The sequence below is a fragment of the Aliiroseovarius sp. M344 genome (assembly GCF_025140835.1).
Classification (GTDB): domain Bacteria; phylum Pseudomonadota; class Alphaproteobacteria; order Rhodobacterales; family Rhodobacteraceae; genus Aliiroseovarius.
Window position 1 is genome coordinate 1,122,632 of sequence record NZ_CP081153.1, and the last position, 21,664, is coordinate 1,144,295.

At 57.6% G+C, this 21,664-nt stretch carries 22 protein-coding genes and 1 tRNA gene; 5 read left to right on the plus strand and 18 right to left on the minus strand.

What is annotated here, in order from left to right:
• Nucleotides 1-5: 5 nt before the first annotated feature.
• Nucleotides 6-695, plus strand: coding sequence for a 5-oxoprolinase subunit B family protein (locus K3556_RS05445; RefSeq protein WP_260518713.1), 690 nt, complete (start codon nucleotides 6-8; stop codon nucleotides 693-695).
• Nucleotides 688-1,689, plus strand: a complete 1,002-nt coding sequence (locus K3556_RS05450; protein WP_260518714.1) for a biotin-dependent carboxyltransferase family protein — start codon at nucleotides 688-690, stop codon at nucleotides 1,687-1,689. Before K3556_RS05445 ends, K3556_RS05450 begins: the two co-directional genes overlap by 8 nt.
• A 67-nt stretch (nucleotides 1,690-1,756) precedes the next feature.
• Here the strand turns inward: K3556_RS05450 and K3556_RS05455 are convergent, their stop codons facing one another.
• On the minus strand, nucleotides 1,757-2,416 hold the full coding sequence (locus K3556_RS05455) for a DUF2848 domain-containing protein (protein ID WP_260518715.1): 660 nt from the start codon (nucleotides 2,414-2,416) through the stop codon (nucleotides 1,757-1,759).
• 245 nt (nucleotides 2,417-2,661) lie between these two features.
• Between K3556_RS05455 and K3556_RS05460 the strand changes: the two genes are divergently transcribed.
• Together K3556_RS05460 and K3556_RS05465 are read left to right on the plus strand one after the other, a co-directional pair.
• Nucleotides 2,662-3,603, plus strand: coding sequence for a LysR family transcriptional regulator (locus K3556_RS05460; RefSeq protein WP_260518716.1), 942 nt, complete (start codon nucleotides 2,662-2,664; stop codon nucleotides 3,601-3,603).
• A 122-nt stretch (nucleotides 3,604-3,725) separates the two neighbouring features.
• Nucleotides 3,726-4,553, plus strand: coding sequence for a YdiY family protein (locus tag K3556_RS05465; RefSeq protein WP_260518717.1), 828 nt, complete (start codon nucleotides 3,726-3,728; stop codon nucleotides 4,551-4,553).
• Nucleotides 4,554-4,679: 126 nt separating this feature from the next.
• Here the strand turns inward: K3556_RS05465 and K3556_RS05470 are convergent, their stop codons facing one another.
• The 16 genes from K3556_RS05470 to K3556_RS05545 form a co-directional block, all read right to left on the minus strand.
• Nucleotides 4,680-5,465, minus strand: a complete 786-nt coding sequence (locus K3556_RS05470; RefSeq protein ID WP_260518718.1) for a PaaX family transcriptional regulator — start codon at nucleotides 5,463-5,465, stop codon at nucleotides 4,680-4,682.
• Nucleotides 5,466-5,473: 8 nt separating this feature from the next.
• Nucleotides 5,474-7,501: a phenylacetic acid degradation bifunctional protein PaaZ gene (gene paaZ, locus K3556_RS05475; RefSeq protein WP_260518719.1), complete on the minus strand. Its 2,028-nt coding sequence runs from the start codon at nucleotides 7,499-7,501 to the stop codon at nucleotides 5,474-5,476.
• Between the two features lie 37 nt (nucleotides 7,502-7,538).
• Complete coding sequence (locus K3556_RS05480; protein WP_260518720.1) at nucleotides 7,539-8,297, minus strand: Phenylacetic acid catabolic protein; 759 nt, start codon at nucleotides 8,295-8,297, stop codon at nucleotides 7,539-7,541.
• Nucleotides 8,298-8,320: 23 nt separating this feature from the next.
• Complete coding sequence (locus tag K3556_RS05485; RefSeq protein ID WP_260518721.1) at nucleotides 8,321-9,385, minus strand: 2Fe-2S iron-sulfur cluster-binding protein; 1,065 nt, start codon at nucleotides 9,383-9,385, stop codon at nucleotides 8,321-8,323.
• 9 nt (nucleotides 9,386-9,394) lie between these two features.
• Nucleotides 9,395-9,856, minus strand: a complete 462-nt coding sequence (gene paaD, locus K3556_RS05490) for a 1,2-phenylacetyl-CoA epoxidase subunit PaaD (protein WP_260518722.1) — start codon at nucleotides 9,854-9,856, stop codon at nucleotides 9,395-9,397.
• A 1-nt stretch (nucleotide 9,857) separates the two neighbouring features.
• Nucleotides 9,858-10,619: a 1,2-phenylacetyl-CoA epoxidase subunit PaaC gene (gene paaC, locus K3556_RS05495; protein WP_260518723.1), complete on the minus strand. Its 762-nt coding sequence runs from the start codon at nucleotides 10,617-10,619 to the stop codon at nucleotides 9,858-9,860.
• Complete coding sequence (gene paaB / locus K3556_RS05500) at nucleotides 10,619-10,903, minus strand: 1,2-phenylacetyl-CoA epoxidase subunit PaaB (RefSeq protein ID WP_260518724.1); 285 nt, start codon at nucleotides 10,901-10,903, stop codon at nucleotides 10,619-10,621. Before paaB ends, paaC begins: the two co-directional genes overlap by 1 nt.
• 11 nt (nucleotides 10,904-10,914) lie before the next feature.
• The gene (gene paaA / locus K3556_RS05505) at nucleotides 10,915-11,907 is read right to left on the minus strand and encodes a 1,2-phenylacetyl-CoA epoxidase subunit PaaA (RefSeq protein WP_260518725.1); all 993 of its coding nucleotides are present in this window, start codon (nucleotides 11,905-11,907) and stop codon (nucleotides 10,915-10,917) included.
• A gap of 2 nt (nucleotides 11,908-11,909) precedes the next feature.
• A complete protein-coding gene (pcaF, locus tag K3556_RS05510) occupies nucleotides 11,910-13,112 on the minus strand; it encodes a 3-oxoadipyl-CoA thiolase (protein WP_260518726.1) in 1,203 nt (400 codons plus the stop codon).
• 174 nt (nucleotides 13,113-13,286) lie between these two features.
• Complete coding sequence (locus tag K3556_RS05515; RefSeq protein WP_260518727.1) at nucleotides 13,287-14,228, minus strand: AEC family transporter; 942 nt, start codon at nucleotides 14,226-14,228, stop codon at nucleotides 13,287-13,289.
• Nucleotides 14,225-15,028 carry an MBL fold metallo-hydrolase gene (locus K3556_RS05520; RefSeq protein ID WP_260518728.1) on the minus strand — a complete coding sequence of 268 codons (804 nt, stop codon included), beginning with the start codon at nucleotides 15,026-15,028 and terminating at the stop codon, nucleotides 14,225-14,227. Before K3556_RS05520 ends, K3556_RS05515 begins: the two co-directional genes overlap by 4 nt.
• Nucleotides 15,028-15,831: a TatD family hydrolase gene (locus tag K3556_RS05525; protein WP_260518729.1), complete on the minus strand. Its 804-nt coding sequence runs from the start codon at nucleotides 15,829-15,831 to the stop codon at nucleotides 15,028-15,030. The genes K3556_RS05520 and K3556_RS05525 overlap by 1 nt, the downstream gene beginning before the upstream one ends.
• Before the next feature lie 16 nt (nucleotides 15,832-15,847).
• The gene (locus K3556_RS05530) at nucleotides 15,848-16,978 is read right to left on the minus strand and encodes a DNA polymerase III subunit delta' (protein WP_260518730.1); all 1,131 of its coding nucleotides are present in this window, start codon (nucleotides 16,976-16,978) and stop codon (nucleotides 15,848-15,850) included.
• Nucleotides 16,975-17,613 carry a dTMP kinase gene (gene tmk, locus K3556_RS05535; protein ID WP_260518731.1) on the minus strand — a complete coding sequence of 213 codons (639 nt, stop codon included), beginning with the start codon at nucleotides 17,611-17,613 and terminating at the stop codon, nucleotides 16,975-16,977. Before tmk ends, K3556_RS05530 begins: the two co-directional genes overlap by 4 nt.
• Nucleotides 17,614-17,622: 9 nt before the next feature.
• On the minus strand, nucleotides 17,623-18,822 hold the full coding sequence (locus K3556_RS05540) for a D-alanyl-D-alanine carboxypeptidase family protein (RefSeq protein ID WP_260518732.1): 1,200 nt from the start codon (nucleotides 18,820-18,822) through the stop codon (nucleotides 17,623-17,625).
• A gap of 38 nt (nucleotides 18,823-18,860) precedes the next feature.
• Nucleotides 18,861-19,727, minus strand: coding sequence for an SPOR domain-containing protein (locus K3556_RS05545; protein WP_260518733.1), 867 nt, complete (start codon nucleotides 19,725-19,727; stop codon nucleotides 18,861-18,863).
• A 199-nt stretch (nucleotides 19,728-19,926) separates the two neighbouring features.
• Here K3556_RS05545 and K3556_RS05550 point away from each other — a divergent pair.
• Nucleotides 19,927-20,016: transfer RNA gene (locus K3556_RS05550), tRNA-Ser, on the plus strand.
• Nucleotides 20,017-20,900: 884 nt separating this feature from the next.
• Here K3556_RS05550 and K3556_RS05555 read toward each other — a convergent pair.
• A complete protein-coding gene (locus tag K3556_RS05555) occupies nucleotides 20,901-21,563 on the minus strand; it encodes a TetR/AcrR family transcriptional regulator (protein WP_260518734.1) in 663 nt (220 codons plus the stop codon).
• Nucleotides 21,564-21,664 lie beyond the last annotated feature (101 nt).

A 21,664-nucleotide genomic window follows, 5' to 3' on the forward strand; every position in this document is an offset into this window, starting at 1 on the left:
CGCTGATGAAACCTCAGTTCAGGGCCATTGCCGATCATGCCTTGTTGGTGACTTTTGCCGAGGAAATCTCGGAGGAGGCGCACGCGCACGTCGTCACTTTGGACAAGGCCCTAACTGCCAACGCACCCGACGGGGTGATTGAAACCGTGCCAGCGCTGGTTAACCTTCTTGTGTCTTTCGATCCGATGCGGACGGACCACCTGACTGTCGAAGCACATGTGCAGTCATGTCTCGATGGTATGGTGAGCCAAGCCATCGCTGGCGTCCAACGCACGGTGCAGGTGTGTTATGAGGCTCCCTTTGCACCAGACCTGGCAGCTGTCGCTTCGGCAACCGGACTGTCGCCTGAGGCCGTGATCAATGCGCATCTTGCGTGCGATTTTCAGGTTCTGATGTACGGGTTTGCACCGGGCTATGCTTATCTCTCAGGCGTGGCAGAGCAGATACAAGTACCACGCAAACGCGCGCCTGTGCGCGATGTTCCTGCAGGCAGTGTTATCATCGCCGGGCCGCAATGCCTTGTCACAACCTTAACCATGCCGACAGGCTGGTCGATCTTGGGGCGCTCTCCCACGCCAATCTTCACGGGGGACCCCAACCATCCCTTCCTGTTCGACGTCGGGGATAAAGTGACATTCGAGCGGATCGACAGACCGACCTTTGATCGGCTCAACAAGGACGTCGTTCATGGCTGATGCAAGCTTCTCGGTCGCGTTTGCAGGCCCTTTGGTCACCGTTCAGGACGCGGGTCGACCTGGCAACATGCGGTTTGGGGTGTCCGCCTCGGGCCCTATGGATCGACTGGCATTTGACGCCGGTCAGGCCGCTCTTGGCAATGCGCGGGGGCTAAGTGCGATTGAAGTCTCCCTTGGCGGCCTGATGCTGCAGTGCACTGACGGTGCTGTCACCGTTGCTATAACTGGCGGAGATTTTGTCGTCGAACATGGCGGTCAAAAAACCAGCGCTTGGACGATCCTGACGATCAGTAAGGGCGAACGCCTCGCGATCCGCGCTGGAAAATCTGGAAGCTGGGCATATCTGGCCTTTGCCGGCAATGTCGGGGCAGAGACCTGGCTGGGCAGTCAGGCAACGCATTCAACGTCAGGTTTTGGCGGGGGCGCATTGCAGGCCGGGCAATCCATCGCAGTTTCCGAGGCCAAAATTCGCGATGATCGGCTGGGTGAAATTCCGCGTCCAGACATGAGATACGAAGGCCCCATTCGCGTCGTGACCGGCCCTCAGGACCAGCATTTCGCCAAGGAATCCGTCGAGTGTTTTGTAACTGACATGTTTAAGGTCACAGATGCCTATGACCGGATGGGCATGCGGTTGAACGGCCCAATTCTGGAATTGGACGGCGCTTTGTCCATCCCCTCAGAGCCAATTGTGCGCGGGTCAGTTCAGGTCGCTGGTGATGGCGTTGCAACCGTCCTTCTGGCCGATCATCAAACCACAGGGGGATACCCCAAAATCGCCACGGTGATTTCTTGTGACACAGACAGGTTGGCGCAGTTTCGTTCCGGCCAGATGGTCCGCTTTACTCCGGTCTCCAGCCAGCAAGCGATCGACGATGTCAGGGCCTTCCTGATGCAGAAGGCCAAGTATCTTGATCATATCTCAGTGCCGCGCGGATCACTTGAACAACGCCTGATGCGGGAAAACCTGATCCATGGCTGCACATATGACTAATCGATGGATCTGCACCCCGCGGTCACGGCGCGTGAAAAAGGGTGGTCAATCGCGCTGCATGGCACGTTCATGAAATAACCGGCAGCGCCACAACACCGTAGGTCAGCGCGATGGCCTTGCCGTTTGTGGGATCAAATGCCTCCATGCGGTACTGGCTGGCAGGGCGCACGCCGCCGATGGCCGCGAATGTTCCGCACAGCATCGCCGTCCCATCGGTAAAGCCGGCCCCATCGCACAGCTCAGCGAGCGGGCGGATGTTGGCCAAATTGCCTTCCTGATAAAGAATTTCGCGTCCATCCTCCTCGATCACGCATCTCAGGGTGATGTCATCAAGGTGACCTTTGATCTCGTCAAAGTCCCAAAGCTCGGTCGCGATGGGTTTTGCACAGGCTTGTTTGGATGCCGCAACCGAATGTCTTTCCAAATCCCGGTCGGTGTGATCGGACGCCAAGCCAAAATATGTCCGCCCGTTGGCTCGCACCAGCAAAGGCTCAACTTCACCTGACGTGCTACGCCCCACCACATCGATCGTATTCGCTTGGGTCAAAAGAGAGCTTGCGACACGATAGTAAAGCGGAACCTTACTTGGTGGTGCGATGCCCAATGCCGCCAGTTCGTCAATATGGTGCTGGACCGCGTCCATATTTCGACCCGTCCAACCCGCCACAACAACCGAATGGATTGTCAGAACTAAGCAGTTGTTGTTATGGCTGAATGCAACATCCATATTTCGTGATCCCTCAAAATCTCCTGACGCCAATCAGGTCGTTGGAATGTGGCTCTTTCGATACAAATAACAGACACCGAGGCTAAGTCATGCAAACCTTTCACACCGCAGGTCTTGCCGCACCGTGTTTTAGGCTGAGCGGGTTGTGCCCATCAGGCTTGATGTGGTGAAAATCCACCGGTGGAGCGGGTAAAGCGTTAGCCTTCTGACTTGCGTCGCAGGACCGCGCAACCCATTGTGATCTGATGGATATCACCCTGATCAAAACATTTCTAGAAGTTGCATCCAGCGGGTCGTTCGTGTCCGCGTCCGAACGCCTTCTAGTGACCCAATCTGCAGTTAGCTTACGGATTAGCCGTCTGGAAGAGACCATGGGTCGTCCCCTGTTTACACGGTCCAAGGCCGGTGCAGAGCTGACCCCGGCCGGCACGGAATTTGAGCATTACGCAGTAAGCATGTTGAAATTATGGGAAGAGGCACGCCAGCAAGTTGCCATTCCTGAAGGGTACAGCCGAACGTTGACGATTGGGGCGCAGTATTCGCTCTGGCCTCGCTTGGGGTTTCGTTGGATCGACGGCCTTCAGAAAATGGTGCCTGACTTAAGCATTCGCGCCGAACTTGGGATGCCAGAAATCTTAACGCGGTATTTGCGTGAAGGTGTGATCCAGTTTGCTCTAATGTATACACCGCAACTTCGATCTGGTCTGGACGCGCGCCACATACTGGAAGATGAGCTGGTTCTGGTGGCAAGTTGGCCGAATCCAACACTTGATATGAAAGGTCGATATGTGTTCGTGGATTGGGGTCCAGAATTCGTCCGTTCCCATGCAATCAGTTTGCCCAGTCTGACTGACAGCGGACTCACCATGGCTTTGGGTGCGATGACGACCGACTATATTCTGAACCGAGAAGCAGCAGCATATCTGCCCGCTCGGTTTGTCCAGCGCCATCTTGAGGCTGGAACTCTGCATCTTGTGCCTGATGCGCCACGGTTCCCATATCCAATTTGGGCCGTTTGGAGGGAAGACATCGATCCAATAGTCCTTGCCGCAGCGGAAACCACATTGCAGCAAGCTTGCGCCCAAATTGACGACTTGCACGATAACGTGCTGTTTGCACTCTCCAAAATCAGTGAAGGCGGTGAAATCGCCATTTTGGGTGACGCAAACGGTGCTTTAGATAAGTAAAACTTGCTTTATATACGATAAATATCAATTTTACTCACGAAAACAGCTAATCTAGATAAACCCAAGCAAAGAAGCTCGTGGTCCGTTGAGGATCATTTGAAACACTTGGGAAAGGAATAGCTATGAAGACTGTAATCCAGATGGCATCCGCCACCGCTCTCGCACTGGTCCTTGCCGCACCGGCATTCGCCGTAGATGACCTGATTGGCGTCGGCGACCTGAACGACCGGATCGACGACATCACCGAAGCCGCAGAAGATGACATCGCAAATGCCGAAGACGCAGAGCGTTACAGCGCGCTGGGCGTGGCACAGGGATGGCGTGGATCGCTGGCGCTGACAGCTTCTGCCACGTCGGGCAACACCGACAATGGCGAACTGTCGTTGGCCGGGCGTTTGTCCTATGGCGCTGGCGACTGGAACCACCTGTTCGGTTTCGCCGGCGAATTCGCCCGCACAGGTTCGGTCAGCACCGAAGAAAAAATCTACGGTGTTTACGAAGCCAACCGGTATTTCTCGGACACTCTGTATGGTTTTGGTACCGGTCGTTATCAGTATGATGCCTTCGCGACCAACCAGCATGACGCCTTCCTTGGCGCTGGTATCGGTTACCGTATCATCAACAATGACAACATGACCTGGCGTGTTCAAGCCGGCCCTGGTGTTCGTTATGTGAAAGATAACACTGGTGTTGATACTACTGAGTTCAGCGGCATCGCGTCCTCGCGTTTCTACTACGCGTTTAGCGACACTGTTTCGCTGACGAATGACACTGACGTTCTGGGTTCAAACTCGAACATCATTGCAACCAACGATCTGGGTCTGAACTTCAAAGTGACTGAAAACGTTTCGACCCGCGCCAGCTACCGGACCGAATACAACTCGGACCCGCTGCCCGGTTTCGATCGTTACGACAACACAATCGGCATGTCGCTGGTCGTCGGCTTCTAAACGACCAAATTTCAAAAGTTCATAAAAATCCCTCGGGGGGCGGAGAGATCCGCCCCTTTTTCTATTAAAATATTAGCCGAACCGCACGCGGACGCCGTTACCATCGCCAGACGGTCACGCTTCTTTTCATGCAGGCAAAGCGTTGGCATTGATGCGTCCAAGTTGGTTTAAAAGCTGGTGTACGTCGGCGCGAAGTGTGGCTTCGGGCCAAAGGGATTGCAGCGGAAGGGCGGGCAGCCTGAGGGCAATGCGGCGCCAGCTGTGCAGGACCAGCACACGCAAAGCAGCGCGTGGAAGTGCGGCCATATCTCCAAGATCAATCCTTTGCACGTATCCCATAAGCGCCGAAAGCCTCGCGACCTCATCTTGTAAGGTGTCAGGCACCAGTTGGCGCAACAGATCGTTTGGTAAATCTGGGGTGCTGTCCGAGAAATGGAGCAGCCCGGAGTTTGGTCGTGGTTCCTTGGTGCCCAAAAACACGCCGGGTGTCACCTCAGTAAACCCCTGGTTGGTCAGTTTGGCCTCATAACCCGGCTGGTCGGCTGCCAAAAGCGTCACCACAAGATGCCAGTTTTCCGGTGCGGATAGGCCGGGGCCATAGATGCGATCTGCAACTGTGACGGTTTGCGCGCGACCGTGGTCAGTTAACGAATAGAGTGACCCTCTGCCCGCGCGTTGGCTGCTGATCCAGCCGTCCTTGCGCAACCGGTGCAGTGCCACACGTGTCGCCTCGGGACGGATTCCAAGCGCCCCCAACAGCAACCCAAGTGTCGCGCCTGATACAGTTTCACCCTGTCCACGCGCCATATCGCCCATGATGGTTACAACCACCGACCAGACCCGCAAATCACCTGCGCCCCGAACATGGTTCAGGATGTTTTGCTCGTGGTCAGAGATCGCAGGGACCGCCATCGGCGCGACTAGTATGCGTTCATGGTCAGAAGTTCATATTCAGCGACCAATTCGTCGTCTTGATTGGTCAGGGTCACGTGCCAGCGCACCTCACCATACTCATCGGTGCGACGCGTTTTGGCTTTCACCGTCAGACGCACTTTCATGCTGTCGCCCGCTTCGACCGGTTTCATGAAGCGCAGGTTATCAAGCCCTGTGTTGGCCAGAACTGGCCCTTCATTGGGTTCTACAAAAAGGCCTGCCGCGAAGCTGAGCAGCAGATAGCCATGCGCGACGCGACCGGGGAAGAACGGGTTTCGTTTGGCGGCTTCGTCGTTCATGTGGGCATAAAACGTGTCGCCGGTGAAATTGGCGAAATGCTCGATATCATCCAGCGTGATTTCGCGCGATTTGGTGTGCAGGGTTTCCCCAATCGACAGCTCGCCATATCTGCGCGTGAACGGGTGGGCGGGGCCTTTCACTTCGGTCGCGCCGGGCACCCATCTGCCACTAACAGAGGTCAGAATGTCCGGGCTGCCCTGAATGGCGGTGCGTTGCATGTAGTGGAGAACTCCGCGCACACCGCCCATTTCCTCGCCGCCGCCAGCGCGACCTGGGCCGCCGTGCACCATATGGGGCAGGGGGGAGCCGTGGCCGGTGCTTTCTTTCATCGAGGTGGCGTTGTTGAAGTAAAGCCGCCCGTGGAAGGCACCTGCGCCCATCGCGACCTCTCGCGCAACGTCGCCCGAACCTGTGATGACCGAAGCCACCAGCGAACCTTCGCCTTTGTTCGCCAGCTCGATCGCGTGCGCAATGTCGCGATAGCCCATGATGGTCGAGACCGGCCCAAACGCCTCGGTCGCGTGCACGATGGTTGCAGTGTCGGGGGTCTCGCAGTGGAAGAGCATCGGCTTGACGAACGCGCCTGCGTCGACCTCTCCGGTAAGGTCCGTATCTTCGGGGTCGCCATAGACCCGCTTGCATTCCGAGCCGATCAGGGCGGCTTTTTCCAGCACATCAGCTTTTTGACCGGCGGACACCAATGCGCCCATGCGAACGCCCTCTGCACGCGGGTCACCGATGACGGTTTTGTCCAGCCGAGCCGACAGGGCTTGGATCACGTTGGCCACCTGTGCTTCTGGCGCAATGATGCGGCGGATCGCGGTGCATTTCTGCCCCGCTTTCGTGGTCATCTCGCGGTGCACCTCTTTGATAAAAAGGTCAAATTCCGGCGCGTCTGGCGTGACGTCCGGACCCAGAATGGACGCGTTCAAGCTGTCCTGCTCCGCCACGAACCGCACCGAGTTTTTCAGTATATTCGGGTTTGACCGCAACATGCTTGCAGTCTGGGCTGACCCTGTGAAGCTAACGATATCCTGCGGGCCAAGGCGGTCCAGCAGGTCACCGGTGCCGCCCGAAATCAACTGCAGAGCCCCGTCAGGCAAGATGCCACTGTCCAGCATGATGCGCACGGCGGCTTCGGTCACATAGCTGGTCGCCGTGGCCGGTTTCACGATGGCGGGGACGCCTGCCAACAAGGTCGGGGCGAGCTTTTCCAGCATGCCCCAGACCGGGAAGTTGAACGCGTTGATGTGCACGGCCACGCCTTGCAAGGGGGTCGCGATGTGCATGCCAAGGAAGGTGCCGTTGCGGCTGAGCTGTTCAATCTCGCCATCAATATAGACCTGCCCATCGGGCATTTCACGACGGCCTTTCGAGGCAAAGACAAACACTGTGCCCACACCGCCATCAATGTCGATCATGTGATCGGATTGCGTGGCGCCGGTGTCGAAGCTCAGATCATAGAGTTCCTGTTTGTGCTGACCCAGATGCACGGCCAGTGCCTTCAGCATCTTGGCGCGGTCGTGAAAGCCCATGGAACGCAGGGCAGGGCCGCCAACATTGCGCCCGTAATCGATCATCGCCTGCATATCGATGTCGGCGCCGCCGGCTTCAGCCAGCGGCAAACCGGTGATGGCCGACGCGATGGGGCGGGCCTTGGCACCCGGTGCAATCCATTGACCAGCCGCGAAGCTGGAGACTTTCATCAGGGTCATACTCTGTCCTCTGTTCGCAAATTCGGGAGGGCGGCGCTTAAGGAGCGCTCAGGCCCAGTTTTTTCAAGGAGGTTGCCGCGGCGGCTTCCCACTCTTCGCGCTGTTCAGCATTCGAGGAATGGCGCAGTCCAAACGCCTGCAATTGACTGGCGCGGGTTGAAACATCTTTGCCGAAGCTCGCGGCCACGCGCGGCCACCAATAGTCGACACTCGACTGAAGCGCCGCGGTGTCGGTTCCGGTTTCCTGAAGCCTTGCTATGCCTTCGGCCGCCAGTTCCGCATGGCGCGCCTCAACAGGTGCAATGGTGCGGAACGCGTCAGCCAGCGGGGCATAGGACACTCGGGTAAACTCGCCCATCTGCACGCCGACCGCCAGACCCATCAAAAGGTTCATCACGACCGCATCTGACCAGCCCTCAAGCGGGTAGTTAAACACGGCCAAACGCATATCGGTATCCGTGCGTGAGGTGCCAATATCGGCATCACGGGCCAGCCGGTCAGTCCACGGGTGGTGGTTGGCATAGCGTTCGGTGTTGGCACCAAACTCGCCCATGATCGACAGCACCTTGTCGGCGTTGTCGGTTTTCTCCAGCACGATTTTCGACGCTGCGATGCGTTCCTTGATGCCGGGGCCTTGATTGACGATGTCAGCAAAGCCAGCGGCACCAGCCAGTGCACTGTCCACGAAGGTGGCCATCAGGCGCATAAGCTCTGCGCGATAGCGTGCTGGCACGTTGCCCGGCGAGGTCAGAACGCCCCCTTGGGCCAGATAGTCGGTGATGCTCATCTCAGACATGGCGGTCTCCGTTCCGTTGGGGGTTACTGGTCGTAATCGACGACAACTTTTGCCGACTTGGCATAGGACTGGCAGGACAGGACATAACCCTTCTCGACCTCGTAATCTTCAAGCGCGTGGTTGGTCAGCATTTCAACATCGCCCTCAATCACCTTGCAGCGACAGGTCGAACAGACCCCTGCTTTACAGGCGTAAGGTGCGTCGATATCATTGGCCAAAGCGGCATCAAGGATCGACGTATCCGCGTCCATGGTGATTGTGCGGCTAGCACCATCCAGCGCCACAACAGCTTCGATTCCCGCGCCTTTGACGGCGGCCTTGCTGGCCGCTTTCTTGGCAGCCCGACCCGGCTGTGAGGATGCGAATAGCTCGAATTTGATCTGTGCGTCGTCCAACCCGTGATCGCGTAGCGCTTTTGCAATGCCCAACATCATTGGCTCTGGGCCACAGATGAACGCCGTGTTGACGGATTTGATATCGATCCAGCTTTTGAACAGTTGGGCGCATTTCTGCTCGTCTACCAGACCGGTAAACAGGTCAATGTCCTGGGCGTCACTTTCCAGAATGTGGATCACATTGAAGCGACCCATATACCGGTTCTTAAGGTCTTCGAGTTCCTCGCGGAACATGATCGTGGTCACAGCCTTGTTGGCATAGACCAGCGTGAATTGCGCATCGGGTTCGCGGGCAAGTGTCGTCTTGATGATCGACAGAACCGGCGTGATGCCCGATCCACCGGCAAAACCCAGATAGTGTCGGTCCGTGTCGGGCGCGATTGGCACGAAAAAGTTGCCCATAGGGGACATGGCTTCGATCGTGTCGCCCTGTTTCAGGTCCTCGTTGGCCCAGGTCGAAAAGGCGCCGCCATCAACCCGTTTGATGCCAACTTGCAGCTTGCCTTCGTCCAGTCCCGAACAGATCGAGTAAGACCGGCGAAGCTCTTGCCCGTCGAAATCTTTGCGGAAGGTCAGGTATTGACCTTGCGTATAATCAAATGCCTCGGGGTCTTCTGGGGTCAATGTCACAACCACCGCATCGCGGATGGTTTTGTGAATGTCGGTAACGGTCAGTGTATGGAAGCGCGCCATGGGTATCTCCTAGATGCACTTGAAATAATCGAAGGGTTCAAGGCAATCGCGGCATCGCCACAGCGCCTTGCAAGGGGTCGAACCGAACTGGCTTGTGCGTTCCAGATCGTGACCACCGCAGTTTGGACAGCGTTCCGGCTCGCCTTTGGCCGAGGGCGGGGCGATGCCGAACTTCTCTAACGCCGCCTTGCCTTTGTCGGTCAGCCAGTCGGTGGTCCAAGCTGGCGAAAGCTGTCGGTGTAACGTGAGCTTTTCGATCCCGTGGCCTTTCAGCGCGGTTTCGATGTCGAGGTTGATGATCGTCGTCGCTGGGCACCCCGAATAGGTCGGGGTGACGGTGACATTCAGCATGTCACCTTCCCATTTGACGTCCCGGATGATGCCCAGATCGACCAGCGAAATCACGGGGATCTCGGGGTCAGGCACCTGGTCCAGCCAGTCCCAAATCGTATCAACCGAGGGCTGGCTCATCTTACCACGTCGCGCCCGGATAAGCGCGTTGCAGCCACTGCATGCTGGTCAGCAAGTGACCCAGATGCTCGGTGTGCATATAGCCGGTGCGACCGCCTTTGTGGTGGAACACATCGGTTGGCACGGTCAAGGTAGCCTCACGCAGAACCTTGCCAACAAGTGCGTCGTATTCCTCGCGCAGGCTGGCCGGGTCGGGCGCAATGCCAGCCGCAACCATGGCCGCGTCCACGTCGTCGCCATCAAACATCTCGCCCACGTAAGGCCAGAGGAAATCGAGCGCCTCTTGCATGCGTTTGTGGCTTTCTGCGGTGCCGTCACCAAGGCCCACCACGGTGTCGCCAGAGCGTTCCACGTGATACGAAATCTCTTTCGAGGCTTTCTCGGCAATATCAGCAACCCGCTTGTCGGCGCTTTTCATCAGCCGTCCAACCATGATCGATGACCATGCATCAAACAGGAACTGGCGCATCATGGTGCGTCCGAAATCGCCGTTGGGCAGTTCGACCAGCAGCACATTGCGGAAATCCCATGCGTCGCGCAGGAAAGCCAGATCGTCTGCCGAACGGCCTTTGCCTTCAACTTCGCCGGCAAGACCCAGCCAGAATTGCGTTTGACCGATCAAGTCCAGTGCCGTGTTTGCCAATGCGATGTCTTCTTCCAACACGGGCGACAGCCCACACCACTCGCTGACGCGATGGCCCAGGATCAGGCTGTTGTCGCCCAACCTGAGCAGGAATTGAAATAGAGCGTCCTGATCTTTCATCACATGTGCCCCACTTCGTCAGGAATGTCGAAGAAGGTCGGGTGACGATAGACTTTGGAGTTTGAAGGCTCGTAAAGCGGGCCTTTTTCTTCGGGTGACGAAGCGGCGATATGGCGTGCTTCGACCACCCAGATCGACACGCCTTCGTTGCGGCGCGTATAGACGTCGCGGGCGTTTTTGATCGCCATTTCCTCGTCAGGGGCGTGCAGGCTGCCCACGTGACGGTGGCTCAGGCCATGCTGGCCGCGGATGAATACTTCCCAGAGGGGCCATTCTTTGGACATCTGATATCTCCTTATTCAGCAGCGTGCTTGCGCGCGGCTTTTTTCTGAGCATGGGCCAGCAGGCCGTCACGCACCCATTCACCGTCTTCCCATGCGGACACGCGGTCCTCCATCCGGTCGACGTTGCAGGGGCCTTTGCCCTTGATAACGTTGAAAAACTCGGTCCAGTCCGGTTCCGAGAAATCGTGTGCGCCTCGTTCCTCGTTCCATTTCAGGTTTTCGTCCGGAATGGTCAGGCCAAGGTATTTCGCCTGTGGCACGGTCTGGTCGACAAAGCGCTGCCGCAGCTCGTCATTGGTGTCGATCTTGATCTTCCACGCTAGGGATTGCGCCGAATGCACACTGTCTTTGTCCGACGGGCCAAACATCATCAGCGATGGGTACCAAAAGCGGTTCAAAGCATCCTGAGCCATGCGGCGCTGAGCCTCGTTGCCCTCGGCCATCTTCATCATGATGTCGTAGCCCTGGCGCTGGTGGAAGCTTTCTTCCTTGCAGATGCGGATCATCGCGCGGCTATAGGGACCGTAAGACGTTCGTTGCAGCGGCACTTGGTTCATGATCGCCGCACCATCAACCAACCAGCCAACCGCGCCGATATCGGCCCAGTTCAGCGTGGGGTAGTTAAAGATCGACGAATACTTCATGCGACCCGACAGAAGTTCTTCGGTCAGCTCATCACGGGTAACGCCAAGCGTTTCAGCCGCGCAATAAAGATAGAGCCCGTGACCAGCTTCATCCTGCACCTTCGCCAGCAGGATCGCCTTACGCTCCAACGTGGGCGCGCGGGTGATCCAATTGCCTTCGGGCAGCTGGCCGACAATCTCGGAATGGGCGTGCTGGCCGATCTGGCGGATCAGGGTGGCGCGGTAATCATCCGGCATCCAGTCTTTGGGTTCGATCTTTTCATCGCGGTCAACGCGATCCTGAAAATTTCGTTCCTCGTCAGACATTTCCTCGCGGGTCTTCACACCGGCGCCTGCGGTTTTCACCAACTGTGCATACATCGTCAGATCCTTTCCAGAATGAGGGCCACGCCTTGGCCCACGCCCACGCACATGGTGCACAGCGCATAGCGCCCGCCCGTGCGTTTAAGTTGATATGCGGCGGTCAGAACAAGGCGCGCACCCGACATGCCAAGCGGGTGGCCAAGCGCGATTGCACCGCCATTTGGGTTTACGCGGGGGTCGTCATCCGCGACGCCCAGCTCGCGCAGGGTGGCGAGCCCTTGCGCCGCGAACGCTTCGTTCAATTCGATCGCGTCGATTTGGTCGATCGTCAGCCCAGCTTTCGCCAGTGCCTTGCGGCTGGCCGGGACCGGGCCAATGCCCATCACACGCGGGGCGACACCTGCCGCTTGCATCGAAACCACGCGGGCCATTGGGGTGAGCTTGTTGGCGGCCGCTGCAGCCTCTGACGCGATCAGCATCGCGGCGGCGCCGTCGTTCACACCGGACGCGTTGCCCGCCGTGACGGTCAGGTCAGGGCCATTGACGCCGCGCAAGCCACCCAGCTTTTCTGCCGAAGTGCCGGGGCGTGGGTGCTCGTCTGTGTCCACGACGACTGGGTCGCCTTTGCGCTGTGGAATGGTGACTGGAATGACCTCGTTCGCAAAAACGCCCGCTTCATGCGCGGCCGCCCATCGGGCTTGGCTGCGCGCTGCAAAAAGGTCCTGATCTTCGCGGCTTACGGCGTAATCTTCAGCCACATTGTCAGCCGTCTGTGGCATCGAATGGGTGCCGTGCATTTTGTCCATTTTGGGGTTCACAAAGCGCCAACCGATGGTGGTGTCATAAACGGCATTGGCGCGGGTAAACGCGCTTGTGGCTTTGGGCATCACGAAGGGCGCGCGGCTCATGCTTTCGACGCCACCGGCGATGCACAGGTCATAGTCGCCCGCCTTGATCCCCCGCGCCGCCATGCCGACCGCATCCATACCCGAGGCACATAGGCGGTTGATCGTCGTGCCGGGGACGTCGACCGGAAGGCCTGCCAAAAGGGCGGCCATGCGCGCGACGTTGCGGTTGTCTTCGCCCGCCTGGTTGGCGGACCCATACAGCACGTCGTCTATCGACGCCCAGTCAACATCCGGGTTACGCTTCATCAAGGCTGCAATGGGAAGGGCGGCCAGATCATCGGCCCGAACTTGCGACAGGGCGCCTCCGTATCGTCCAATGGGGGTACGAATTGCGTCGCAGATCAATGCGTCCATGTGGTCCTCCCTGACCTGAAAGCATGCCAACTAAAGCTGACCGTTTGGTCGACAATACTTTCGCGACCGATTCGAGGCAAGCAATATGTTACGACTTTTTTCGATCCCTAGAAATTTTGTAACGCGTTACGGGCGGACGTGGGCGATCGTTGCGATAGCTATCTGTGTGCAGGTTTAGAAACCCGACGCAGCCAGAAGGGCCAGCCATGCCCAAACGGTCAAAACCGACAGACCAGTGGCCACCAATACCGTCGTTGCCGCAACTCGTTTGCCGACGCCATAGAGGTTGGCAAAGATATAGGCGTTGATCCCGGGCGCAGAAGCAGCCGTGACGATGGCAGACCGGAACTGGTCCACGTCCAGATGAAAGGCGCGGCCCAAAACCCAGGTGATTGCCGGGTGCAGGACAAGCGAGACAAGGCACAGATAGCCAACGATGCGCAGATCACCTTCGGGACGATAACGGTAGAGCACGCCACCAAGCGCAAACAACGCGGTGGGCAGGGCGGCGCGACCAATCAGGCTTACCGCATCAACCAGCACCCTCGGCATGGGGACGTGAAGAAGGTTCACCACAAATCCCGCCGCTATCGCCAACACCAGCATATTGCGGGTCATCGCCCGAACGATCTGGCGGATCGTATCGAGCGGACCTGCACCTTGGGCGCGGGCGATCTCCATCGCGGTGATCCCGATGCCATAACAGATTGGCGCATGGATCGAGATGATCGCGTAATTTCCCGCCAAAGCATTCGGTCCGAACGCACGTTCTGTGATCGCAAGACCCAGCAGCAACGAGTTCGAAAACAGCGTGACAAACCCAAACGCCACGGCATCGGGCCACGGGCGACCAAACAACAGCCTTGCGCCAAGAAGCCCGGCCAGAAACCCCGAGATCGCGCCGGTGTAAAAGCTGCCTAGAAGCGTCAGATCGAACTCAGCACTCAGATCCAGTTGGGCAATGGCCAGAAATAACAGACACGGTATGGCGACGGACTGCGAAAATCGCATCAACCCGTCAATGGCCCCGTCGTCAAGCATCTGCCGCAAGCGCACAAGATAGCCAAACCCGATGACAAGAAAGACGGGCAGGACGATGTCAATCAGCGTGCTCATTCAAGCGGTACGCTGATCGTCATTCCGTCGTAAGCGGGTGTGATATGGTCGGGGGTTTCGGCATCGACCGTGGCATAATCCAGATCAATATGCATGTTTGTCAGGACACCTTGCTTGGCTTTCACCCGGTCGATCCATTCCAGCGCCTGTTCCAGATGGAAATGCGTCGGGTGAGGTGACCTCCGCAAGGCGTCCAGAACAAAGATGTCCAACCCGTCCAGCACAGGCAGTACATCGTCAGGGATTTCGTTGACGTCAGGAAGATAAACCAGGCCGCCGATGCGAAAGCCCAGGGCATCCATCATGCCGTGGCGCACCTCGAACGGGGTCATGCGGATGTCACCGCCAGCGCCGCGAATAGTCACGTCGCCGCCTATCGCGTGCAGGTCCAGAATAGGCGGATAATTCGATTCCGCAGGTTGCACAAAGGCGTAGCTGAAACGGGCAAGCAGGGCTTCTTGCGTCGCGCCATCCGCCCAGACCGGCAGGCGTTCTTTCATGTTAAAGACAACCATGCGTAGATCGTCGATGCCATGCGTATGATCGGCGTGACTGTGGGTGAAAACAACAGCGTCCAGCGTGCCAACCCCCGCCCGCAAAAGCTGGTGGCGCATGTCGGGGGATGTGTCGATCAGCACGCGCGTGATGCCGCCATCATCGCCGGTCCGCGTCACCAATGCCGAACATCGGGTGCGCCGATTTTTGGGGTTATCTGGATCGCAGTCGCCCCAATGGCCCCCAAGGCGCGGCACCCCGCCAGACGAGCCGCAACCCAATATGGTGAAGTCAATGCGCGCCATCAGGCGGTCGCCTTATATGCGGCAGCTTTGGCGAACAGCCGGTCGAAATTCCGTTGGGTTTGAGCTGCGAAATCCTTGTAAGACAAGCCATAGAGGTCCGCGCCGACCTGCGCGGTATGCGCCGTGTATGCTGGTTCGTTGCGCCGACCGCGATGCGGCGGCGGGGCCAGATATGGCGCGTCGGTTTCGACCAGAATGCGGTCGACAGGGGCCGCGGCAAAGATATCGCGCACCTCTTGGCTGCGCGGGAAGGTCGCAATGCCCGACATGGACAAATAGAAGCCCAGATCAACGGCGACACGCGCCAGTACCGGCCCAGAACTGTAGCAATGCATGACGCAGGAAAAGGGCCCCTTGGCGTGTTCCTCGGTCAGGATGCGGGCCATATCTTCATCGGCGTCGCGGGAATGGATGATCAGCGGCAGGCCGGTCTGGCGCGCCGCCTCGATGTGAATGTGCAGGCTTTCGATCTGCGCTTTGCGGCTGTCGGCAGTATAGTGATAGTCCAGCCCGCTTTCGCCAATGCCGACGAATTTCGCATGGTCTGCCTGAGCGACCAGCTCGTCGACAGTGACCATGGGTTCGGCGGCGACACTTATCGGGTGGGTGGCGGCCGCGAAGAACACCGGATCATGCGCTTCGGCAATCGCGCGCACTTGGTCCAGATTGGCCATCTTGGTACAAATCGTCACCATGCGGGTCACGCCAGCCTCGGCTGCCCGGCCAATGACCTGTTCCAGCTCTCCCTCGAAATCGGGGAAGTCCAGATGGCAATGGCTGTCGGTAATCTGGGGCGTGCTCATACGGGGCGTCCTTGCCTCAGGCGGCTTGGCGCGCCGCCGTATCATTGATCCGAAAAACCATATCAAGGATGAGCGCGGCGGGGTCAAGGTTCACCGCCCGACCATGACCGGCGCGGGCCGACAATTCCTGTTGCAAATTGGCCCAGGCCCGGGCGGCATCCGCATCTGGCGACAGGCGCGCCAAACAAGCGGCTTCACCCGGTGCAGCCTCGGCCGCTGGCAGGCAACCTGCGCCATGGCGGGCCAGACGGGCAAGGAAAAGATCGAACAAGCGCAAGATCAGATCGAACCGCTCAGCATTTGCTTTGCCGACAGCGCTGTTGGCAAGTTGCAGGGCGCGAGGTCGGTCAAATTCGCGACCAGCCGAGAAAATCTCAACCAATGCTGCATAGGTTGCCAACCCGCCAAGATGTTGCAGCCTAAGGGCATCGCCCGCAGACCCAGCCGCCAGTTCGCCCAGCCGAAGTGTTTCCTCGGCTGTCGGCGTTTCATCGAGGCCTGCCAAGACCTGCGCCAGTTCGGCTGGTGCCAAGGGGCCAAGACGCAATTCACGGCAACGGGACCGGATCGTTGGCAAAAGGCGTGAGGGCTGGTGGCTAATTAGCAAAAGCACCGCACCAACTGGCGGTTCTTCGAGTAGTTTTAACAGCGCGTTGGCCGCTGAGACGTTCATTTCATCTGCCACATCGACGATCACAACACGCCGCCCGCCGCCGGCCGAGGACAGCGCGAAGAAGTGCTTCAGTTTGCGCACTTCATCCACGGTGATATCGCTTTTCAGGCGTTTGTTCTTCTCGTCCCACGGGCGACGCAGCAGAAACAGTCCGGGTTCTGACAAGGCGTGAATGCGGCGCGCGACAGGGTGGTCAGCGGGGATATCCAGGGTCGTTGGGGCAGGGGCTGCAAACATCCCGCCATCATCGGCAGGGGTGGCCAGCAAAAATCGCGCGATGCGCCAAGCGAGCGTGGCTTTGCCCACACCGCGTGGTCCGGTGATAAGCCAGCCATGATGCAACCGGTCCGAGGTGTAGGCGTCCAAAAAAGCAGCGTCTGCGGCGCCCTGACCAATCAGTTGGATTGCCTCGCGCGGGTGCGGTGCGCCGTCGATGCGGTCGGGTTCCGGTGTGGCCTCGTGGTCCGTGCTCATGGGGTCGGCTCTGATTTGGACAGAGCGCCGAGCGCAATTTGCAGGACGTCCGCAGCGACGGTCTCGACATCGCGCGTGCCGTCGATCACTCGGAACCGGCCAGGATACTGCTGGGCTAGGTCCAGAAATCCCGCCCGCATCTTGTGCTGCAAATCAGCGCCGAAATCTTCGAACCGTTCTTCGGTGCCGCCGCGCCCTTTGGCGCGGGCCAGACCAAGATCCGGGTCCATGTCGATCAGAAAGGTCAGATCGGGTTCGCGTCCGATTACTAGGTCATGCAACTGGTCGACCATGGCACGCAGATCACCCGACCGGGTGCCCTGATACATGCGGGTGCTGTCGGCAAATCGGTCGGTAATGACATTCTTGCCCGCTGCCAACGCCGGGTCAATCAGACGTTCCAGATGATCGCGTCGTGCTGCTGTGAACAATAACAGTTCGGTCTGCGCCGACCAGCGGTCCGGATCGCCTTCCAACACCAATGACCGGATTTCCTCGGCACCTGGGCTGCCGCCTGGTTCGCGCGTTAACACGACCTCGTGTCCAAGGTCCTCAAGCGCGCGCGCCAAAAGCTTGGCCTGGGTCGATTTCCCCGAGCCATCAATGCCTTCAAAACTGATAAAAAGTCCGGCCATCCAAACGCGTCAGTTGCTGGTGGCTGCGGCGTCGGGCTGGACTGCGGCAGGCGGTGCGTCGTTGCCCATCACCAGCGCTAGCACCCGTTCGGCCGCCACCGTCAGGCGCTTCCCAAAGCCCGCATTGCCGACACCCTCTTCTGCAAACAAGGGGACGACTGTGTCGCTCAACCCATCGCGGCTGATGACCATTTGCGCCAGTTCCTGCCCCTGTGCAATCGGGGCAGCAATTGGGCCGTCCCAGTTGATGGTCGCTGAAATGCCTTCTCGTTGTGCAGCGGGGATCAGCAAATTCACGTCTTGCGCAGGCACAAGCCCAACCGTGTCGGCGGCACCCAGCCATACATCCGCCGCGGCAACGCGTTCGCCCGCCTTTACTGTTGTTTTCATAGTGAATTGGCGAAACGCCCAGTTGACGATCGCTTCGGCTTCTTCCGCGCGTTCTTTTTCCGAGGCCATACCGGAAATCACAAAAACAATCCTGCGGTCGCCTTGTCGGGCGGACCCGACAAGCCCGTAACCTGCTTCTTGAGTGTGGCCAGTTTTCAAGCCGTCGGCCCCGATACCAAGGTCCAGCAAGGGGTTGCGGTTAAACCGGTTGTCGGGCGCGCGACCTTTGTAATGGTATTCGGACTGGCCGAAGTAATGATAGTAGTCCGGAAACTCGACAATCATGTGGCGCGACAGGATAGCAAGATCTTTCATCGACATGCGCTGCATCGGATGCGGCCACCCTGATGAATTTCCGAAGCTTGAATTTTCCATGCCCAGATCGCGGGCACGCTCGGTCATCATGCGGGCAAATGCGTCTTCTGTGCCAGCCAACCCTTCGGCGACTGCAACACAGGCGTCATTGCCCGATTGCACGACGATGCCTTGAATCAGGTCTTCTACAGTCGGTCGGTCTGAGCGTTCCAGAAACATCGTCGAGCCGCCGATGGCGGCCGCGCGTTCAGACACACCAAAAGGCGTGCTCATCGTGACGCGCCCGTCTGCCAAAGCCTCAAACAGCAAATTGACCGTCATCAATTTCGACATCGACGCCGGAGGCAGCGGCACCTCGGCGTTCTTTTCCATCAGAACAGTGCCTGTGTTGATGTCCAGCACATAAGCCGAGCTTGCGCGTGTGTCAAATGCACGGGCAGGCAGGCTGGCGACAACCTGCACGGCAATCAGGATCGGGATGAACACAGTCAGACGGAAACGCATTGCGGGTCAGTGGCCTCTTTGATTAGCCCGAAGGGGCATTAGTTTGAAACGGCATAGGCATCGGTGAAGCCCAGTCCGCTCACTTTTTTCAACATCGCAGTTTGTTCAGCCTTCGTGGCGGCCGGGCCCACCACAACCCGCCAAAAGGATTTGCCGTTCGACGAGCCAGGTTTGACAGTCGCGGTCAGACCAGCCTGCTGCAATTCTTTCGAAACCCGATTTGCATTGTCTTCGACCGAGAATATCCCAACCTGAAGATACGGCTTGGACAATGCGCTGGCCTTGGAAGCTTGCGCGGCTTTTGGTGCGGCAGGTTTGGGCGGAGGTGCTGCTTTTGCCGACGCGGCTTCGGTTTTGGCCAGTGCAGCCGATGCCGCCGCGATCGGATCATCAAGCGATTTTTGCTCAATATCTGATGGTGCCTCTAAGTCCTCGGTCACCTCTTCGGGCGCTTCGGTTATTTCTTCTTTTCTTAAGGCCGTGACGCTTAGCTCGGCAGGCGCACCTGCCAACATGCCAAGTTCCTCTGCCGCATCGGACGAAACCTGGAACCTTGGGCCGGGCACTTCGCGTTCGCGACGGAACAGAGCGCCGACAACCGATTTTCCATTGGCTTGATTGCGAATTAAAACCCGCTCTGGGTCTTTTGCGTCCGGGTGTGCAACCCAAACACCGCCAAGGCTGGGACGACCGTCCCAAAGTCCTTTTTCCGCAACTTGGAATATCTCGGGTGCTTCCACGTCCCGCTCGCCGGTACGTGTGGTTTTGCCCTGCCGTGCGGATGCGGATTTCGCGTCTTTGTTGCCGTTTTTCAAAAACGCGGGAAGTTTGGTGTCGTCGCAACCCGAAAGAAACAGTGCGCCGCCTAACACCATGGCCACTTTCAGAGTGGTCTTGCTTGACATGTCTAGCCCCTAATTATCATGCGGGCCTAAGGCCCGGACTGCTCTATCGCCGGGTATTGGTCCCGATTAAGCGGCAGTCTAACGATACAAGTCGCGCGTGAAAAGGCTCTCGCGCAACGCGATCTTGCGGTGGGCAGAAACCAGCCCGCGAAAACCTGCTTTTAGAATCGCAAAAGCGTTGTTATCCCTGCACCTTGTCGGAGGAGTGGCAGAGTGGTTGAATGCACCGGTCTTGAAAACCGACGTAGGTGAAAGTCTACCGTGGGTTCGAATCCCACCTCCTCCGCCATTCACCACCAGAATTCCCTGAATGCCCAGTTTCCGTGATTATTCTCTTTATCTTCCCGCGGCTTGCGGTCTGTTGGGGCAAGCAGAGACCTTTCTCCTGATGCAATTGCTGCCAAATTTCCACTTTGTCTCTTTGGCCAAATTTCAGCGGACCAGTTTTCCCTGTTTTGTGGGAAAGAACAGGGAAAAAAAGTAAAAAGGGCACGTGAAGCGTTGTTCACGGTGACACATCTTACTGAATTTATTGGAGAGTTTTCTCAATTTCCCTGCTTTGATTTGCAGGGAAATTTTTTCGCCAAACAGGGAAATAACAGGGAAAGAGAAAGACGTTACAGGGAATGCGGACGGTCTCCAAGGAGAAACGCTTCCTGAGCGGGCCATTCTAGCGGAAGCGCCATGCGCACGAACATCCCAATGGTCCAGTTCTCAGGGTGCTTGCCAGAGGTAATGGCCAGCTGGATCTTGGGCGACAGACTAGCGAGGCAAATGCGCTTGCGAATGTAGTTTTGATCGTCGCCCGTGTTGGTTGCAATTTCTGCCAGCGATTTCCCACATGGACGTCATGATGATCAGGCAGACGCGTTGTCGCAGATGTTGAATTGGGACAGGACACGGAGCCGGTATACATTGGACTTTTTATGACAGGGTCTGCTTGCTGCAATGTCGAATGTCACTCCGTTTCGCTGAGCAGGCATTAGTAGCGCCCTTGGCTTAAAGTCGGTATTGAGCCCAAAGATACACTTGCTCTACAATCCACTAATGTTTGATTGGTGGCTGATAGCGGATGTTCGCTGAGCACTGCGTCGCAGTCTGCTGTGCGGACAAAACGGGCTTTCGCTGCAGTCGCTCCAATAGCCGCATTAGAGAAGGTGAGCGAACTCTAAATTACTTTGAGACAGTAGCATGGTATGTCGCCAAACTACAAATCATGTCGACGTGGACATCCAGCCATTCGTGATCAAGCGGTCGCCCTGCGACAAGCTTTCTGAAGTATGGGACGGCAATCGCCATTTCGGCCAACTGCTTGATTGGTGCACCGTCTCTGACTTCGCCACGCGCTTTGGCCGCTTCAAAAACCGCTTCAACGTCGCCGCTTCGATCTTTTATCCATTTGCTCATGAGACCCCGCGTTTGCTCCTCGGTTGCAGCAATAGCTATCACCTGAGGAGCGATCTTACCCCAAGGGGTATCATTCAGTGCAGTCATCAAATGTCCGATGATCCACATGAGGTCAGTTTTTAGCGGGCCATTTGTGCGCGGTTGGTTATTCGGTCCGGTCGCGGCACGCGCAAAGGCAGCATTGCGAAGGTCTTCCAGTTTGGGCCAATGCCGATACAGCGTGCTGCGCGATATCCCAGTTTCTCGGTTGATCGCACCATGGGTTACCGCCAGCACTCCCTTTTCTTGAAGCAACATCAATGCTGCATCCAATGCTTGTGATCGCGTTGCGTTTAATCTGGGGTCGAGAGCTTTATTCATAGGGATATGTCTAACGCTAAACACAGGCGAAGGGAACAGTTTGTAGTGCAGTAGTACAAAATGTTGCAAAGAGGTACATATTGTACTAGACATGCAAAATGAGCTTTGTGATCCAGTGACCGGTTACCAACAGGAACACGACGCAGCGCTTGGATTGGACAACTGGAGGA

Coding starts and splice junctions, on each gene's coding strand:
- K3556_RS05465 (WP_260518717.1), top strand. CDS start 3,726: ATGAAGACTGTAATCCAGATGGCATCCGCCACCGCTCTCGCACTGGTC.
- pcaF (WP_260518726.1), bottom strand. CDS start 13,112: ATGGACGCATTGATCTGCGACGCAATTCGTACCCCCATTGGACGATAC.
- K3556_RS05515 (WP_260518727.1), bottom strand. CDS start 14,228: ATGAGCACGCTGATTGACATCGTCCTGCCCGTCTTTCTTGTCATCGGG.
- paaZ (WP_260518719.1), bottom strand. CDS start 7,501: ATGACCCTGATGAAAGTCTCCAGCTTCGCGGCTGGTCAATGGATTGCA.
- K3556_RS05445 (WP_260518713.1), top strand. CDS start 6: ATGAAACCTCAGTTCAGGGCCATTGCCGATCATGCCTTGTTGGTGACT.
- paaB (WP_260518724.1), bottom strand. CDS start 10,903: ATGTCCAAAGAATGGCCCCTCTGGGAAGTATTCATCCGCGGCCAGCAT.
- paaD (WP_260518722.1), bottom strand. CDS start 9,856: ATGAGCCAGCCCTCGGTTGATACGATTTGGGACTGGCTGGACCAGGTG.
- tmk (WP_260518731.1), bottom strand. CDS start 17,613: ATGGCCGGACTTTTTATCAGTTTTGAAGGCATTGATGGCTCGGGGAAA.
- K3556_RS05480 (WP_260518720.1), bottom strand. CDS start 8,297: ATGTCTGAGATGAGCATCACCGACTATCTGGCCCAAGGGGGCGTTCTG.
- K3556_RS05530 (WP_260518730.1), bottom strand. CDS start 16,978: ATGAGCACGGACCACGAGGCCACACCGGAACCCGACCGCATCGACGGC.
- K3556_RS05485 (WP_260518721.1), bottom strand. CDS start 9,385: ATGGCGCGCTTCCATACACTGACCGTTACCGACATTCACAAAACCATC.
- K3556_RS05525 (WP_260518729.1), bottom strand. CDS start 15,831: ATGAGCACGCCCCAGATTACCGACAGCCATTGCCATCTGGACTTCCCC.
- K3556_RS05520 (WP_260518728.1), bottom strand. CDS start 15,028: ATGGCGCGCATTGACTTCACCATATTGGGTTGCGGCTCGTCTGGCGGG.
- K3556_RS05540 (WP_260518732.1), bottom strand. CDS start 18,822: ATGCGTTTCCGTCTGACTGTGTTCATCCCGATCCTGATTGCCGTGCAG.
- K3556_RS05545 (WP_260518733.1), bottom strand. CDS start 19,727: ATGTCAAGCAAGACCACTCTGAAAGTGGCCATGGTGTTAGGCGGCGCA.
- paaA (WP_260518725.1), bottom strand. CDS start 11,907: ATGTATGCACAGTTGGTGAAAACCGCAGGCGCCGGTGTGAAGACCCGC.
- K3556_RS05460 (WP_260518716.1), top strand. CDS start 2,662: ATGGATATCACCCTGATCAAAACATTTCTAGAAGTTGCATCCAGCGGG.
- K3556_RS05470 (WP_260518718.1), bottom strand. CDS start 5,465: ATGGCGGTCCCTGCGATCTCTGACCACGAGCAAAACATCCTGAACCAT.
- K3556_RS05450 (WP_260518714.1), top strand. CDS start 688: ATGGCTGATGCAAGCTTCTCGGTCGCGTTTGCAGGCCCTTTGGTCACC.
- K3556_RS05455 (WP_260518715.1), bottom strand. CDS start 2,416: ATGGATGTTGCATTCAGCCATAACAACAACTGCTTAGTTCTGACAATC.
- paaC (WP_260518723.1), bottom strand. CDS start 10,619: ATGAAAGATCAGGACGCTCTATTTCAATTCCTGCTCAGGTTGGGCGAC.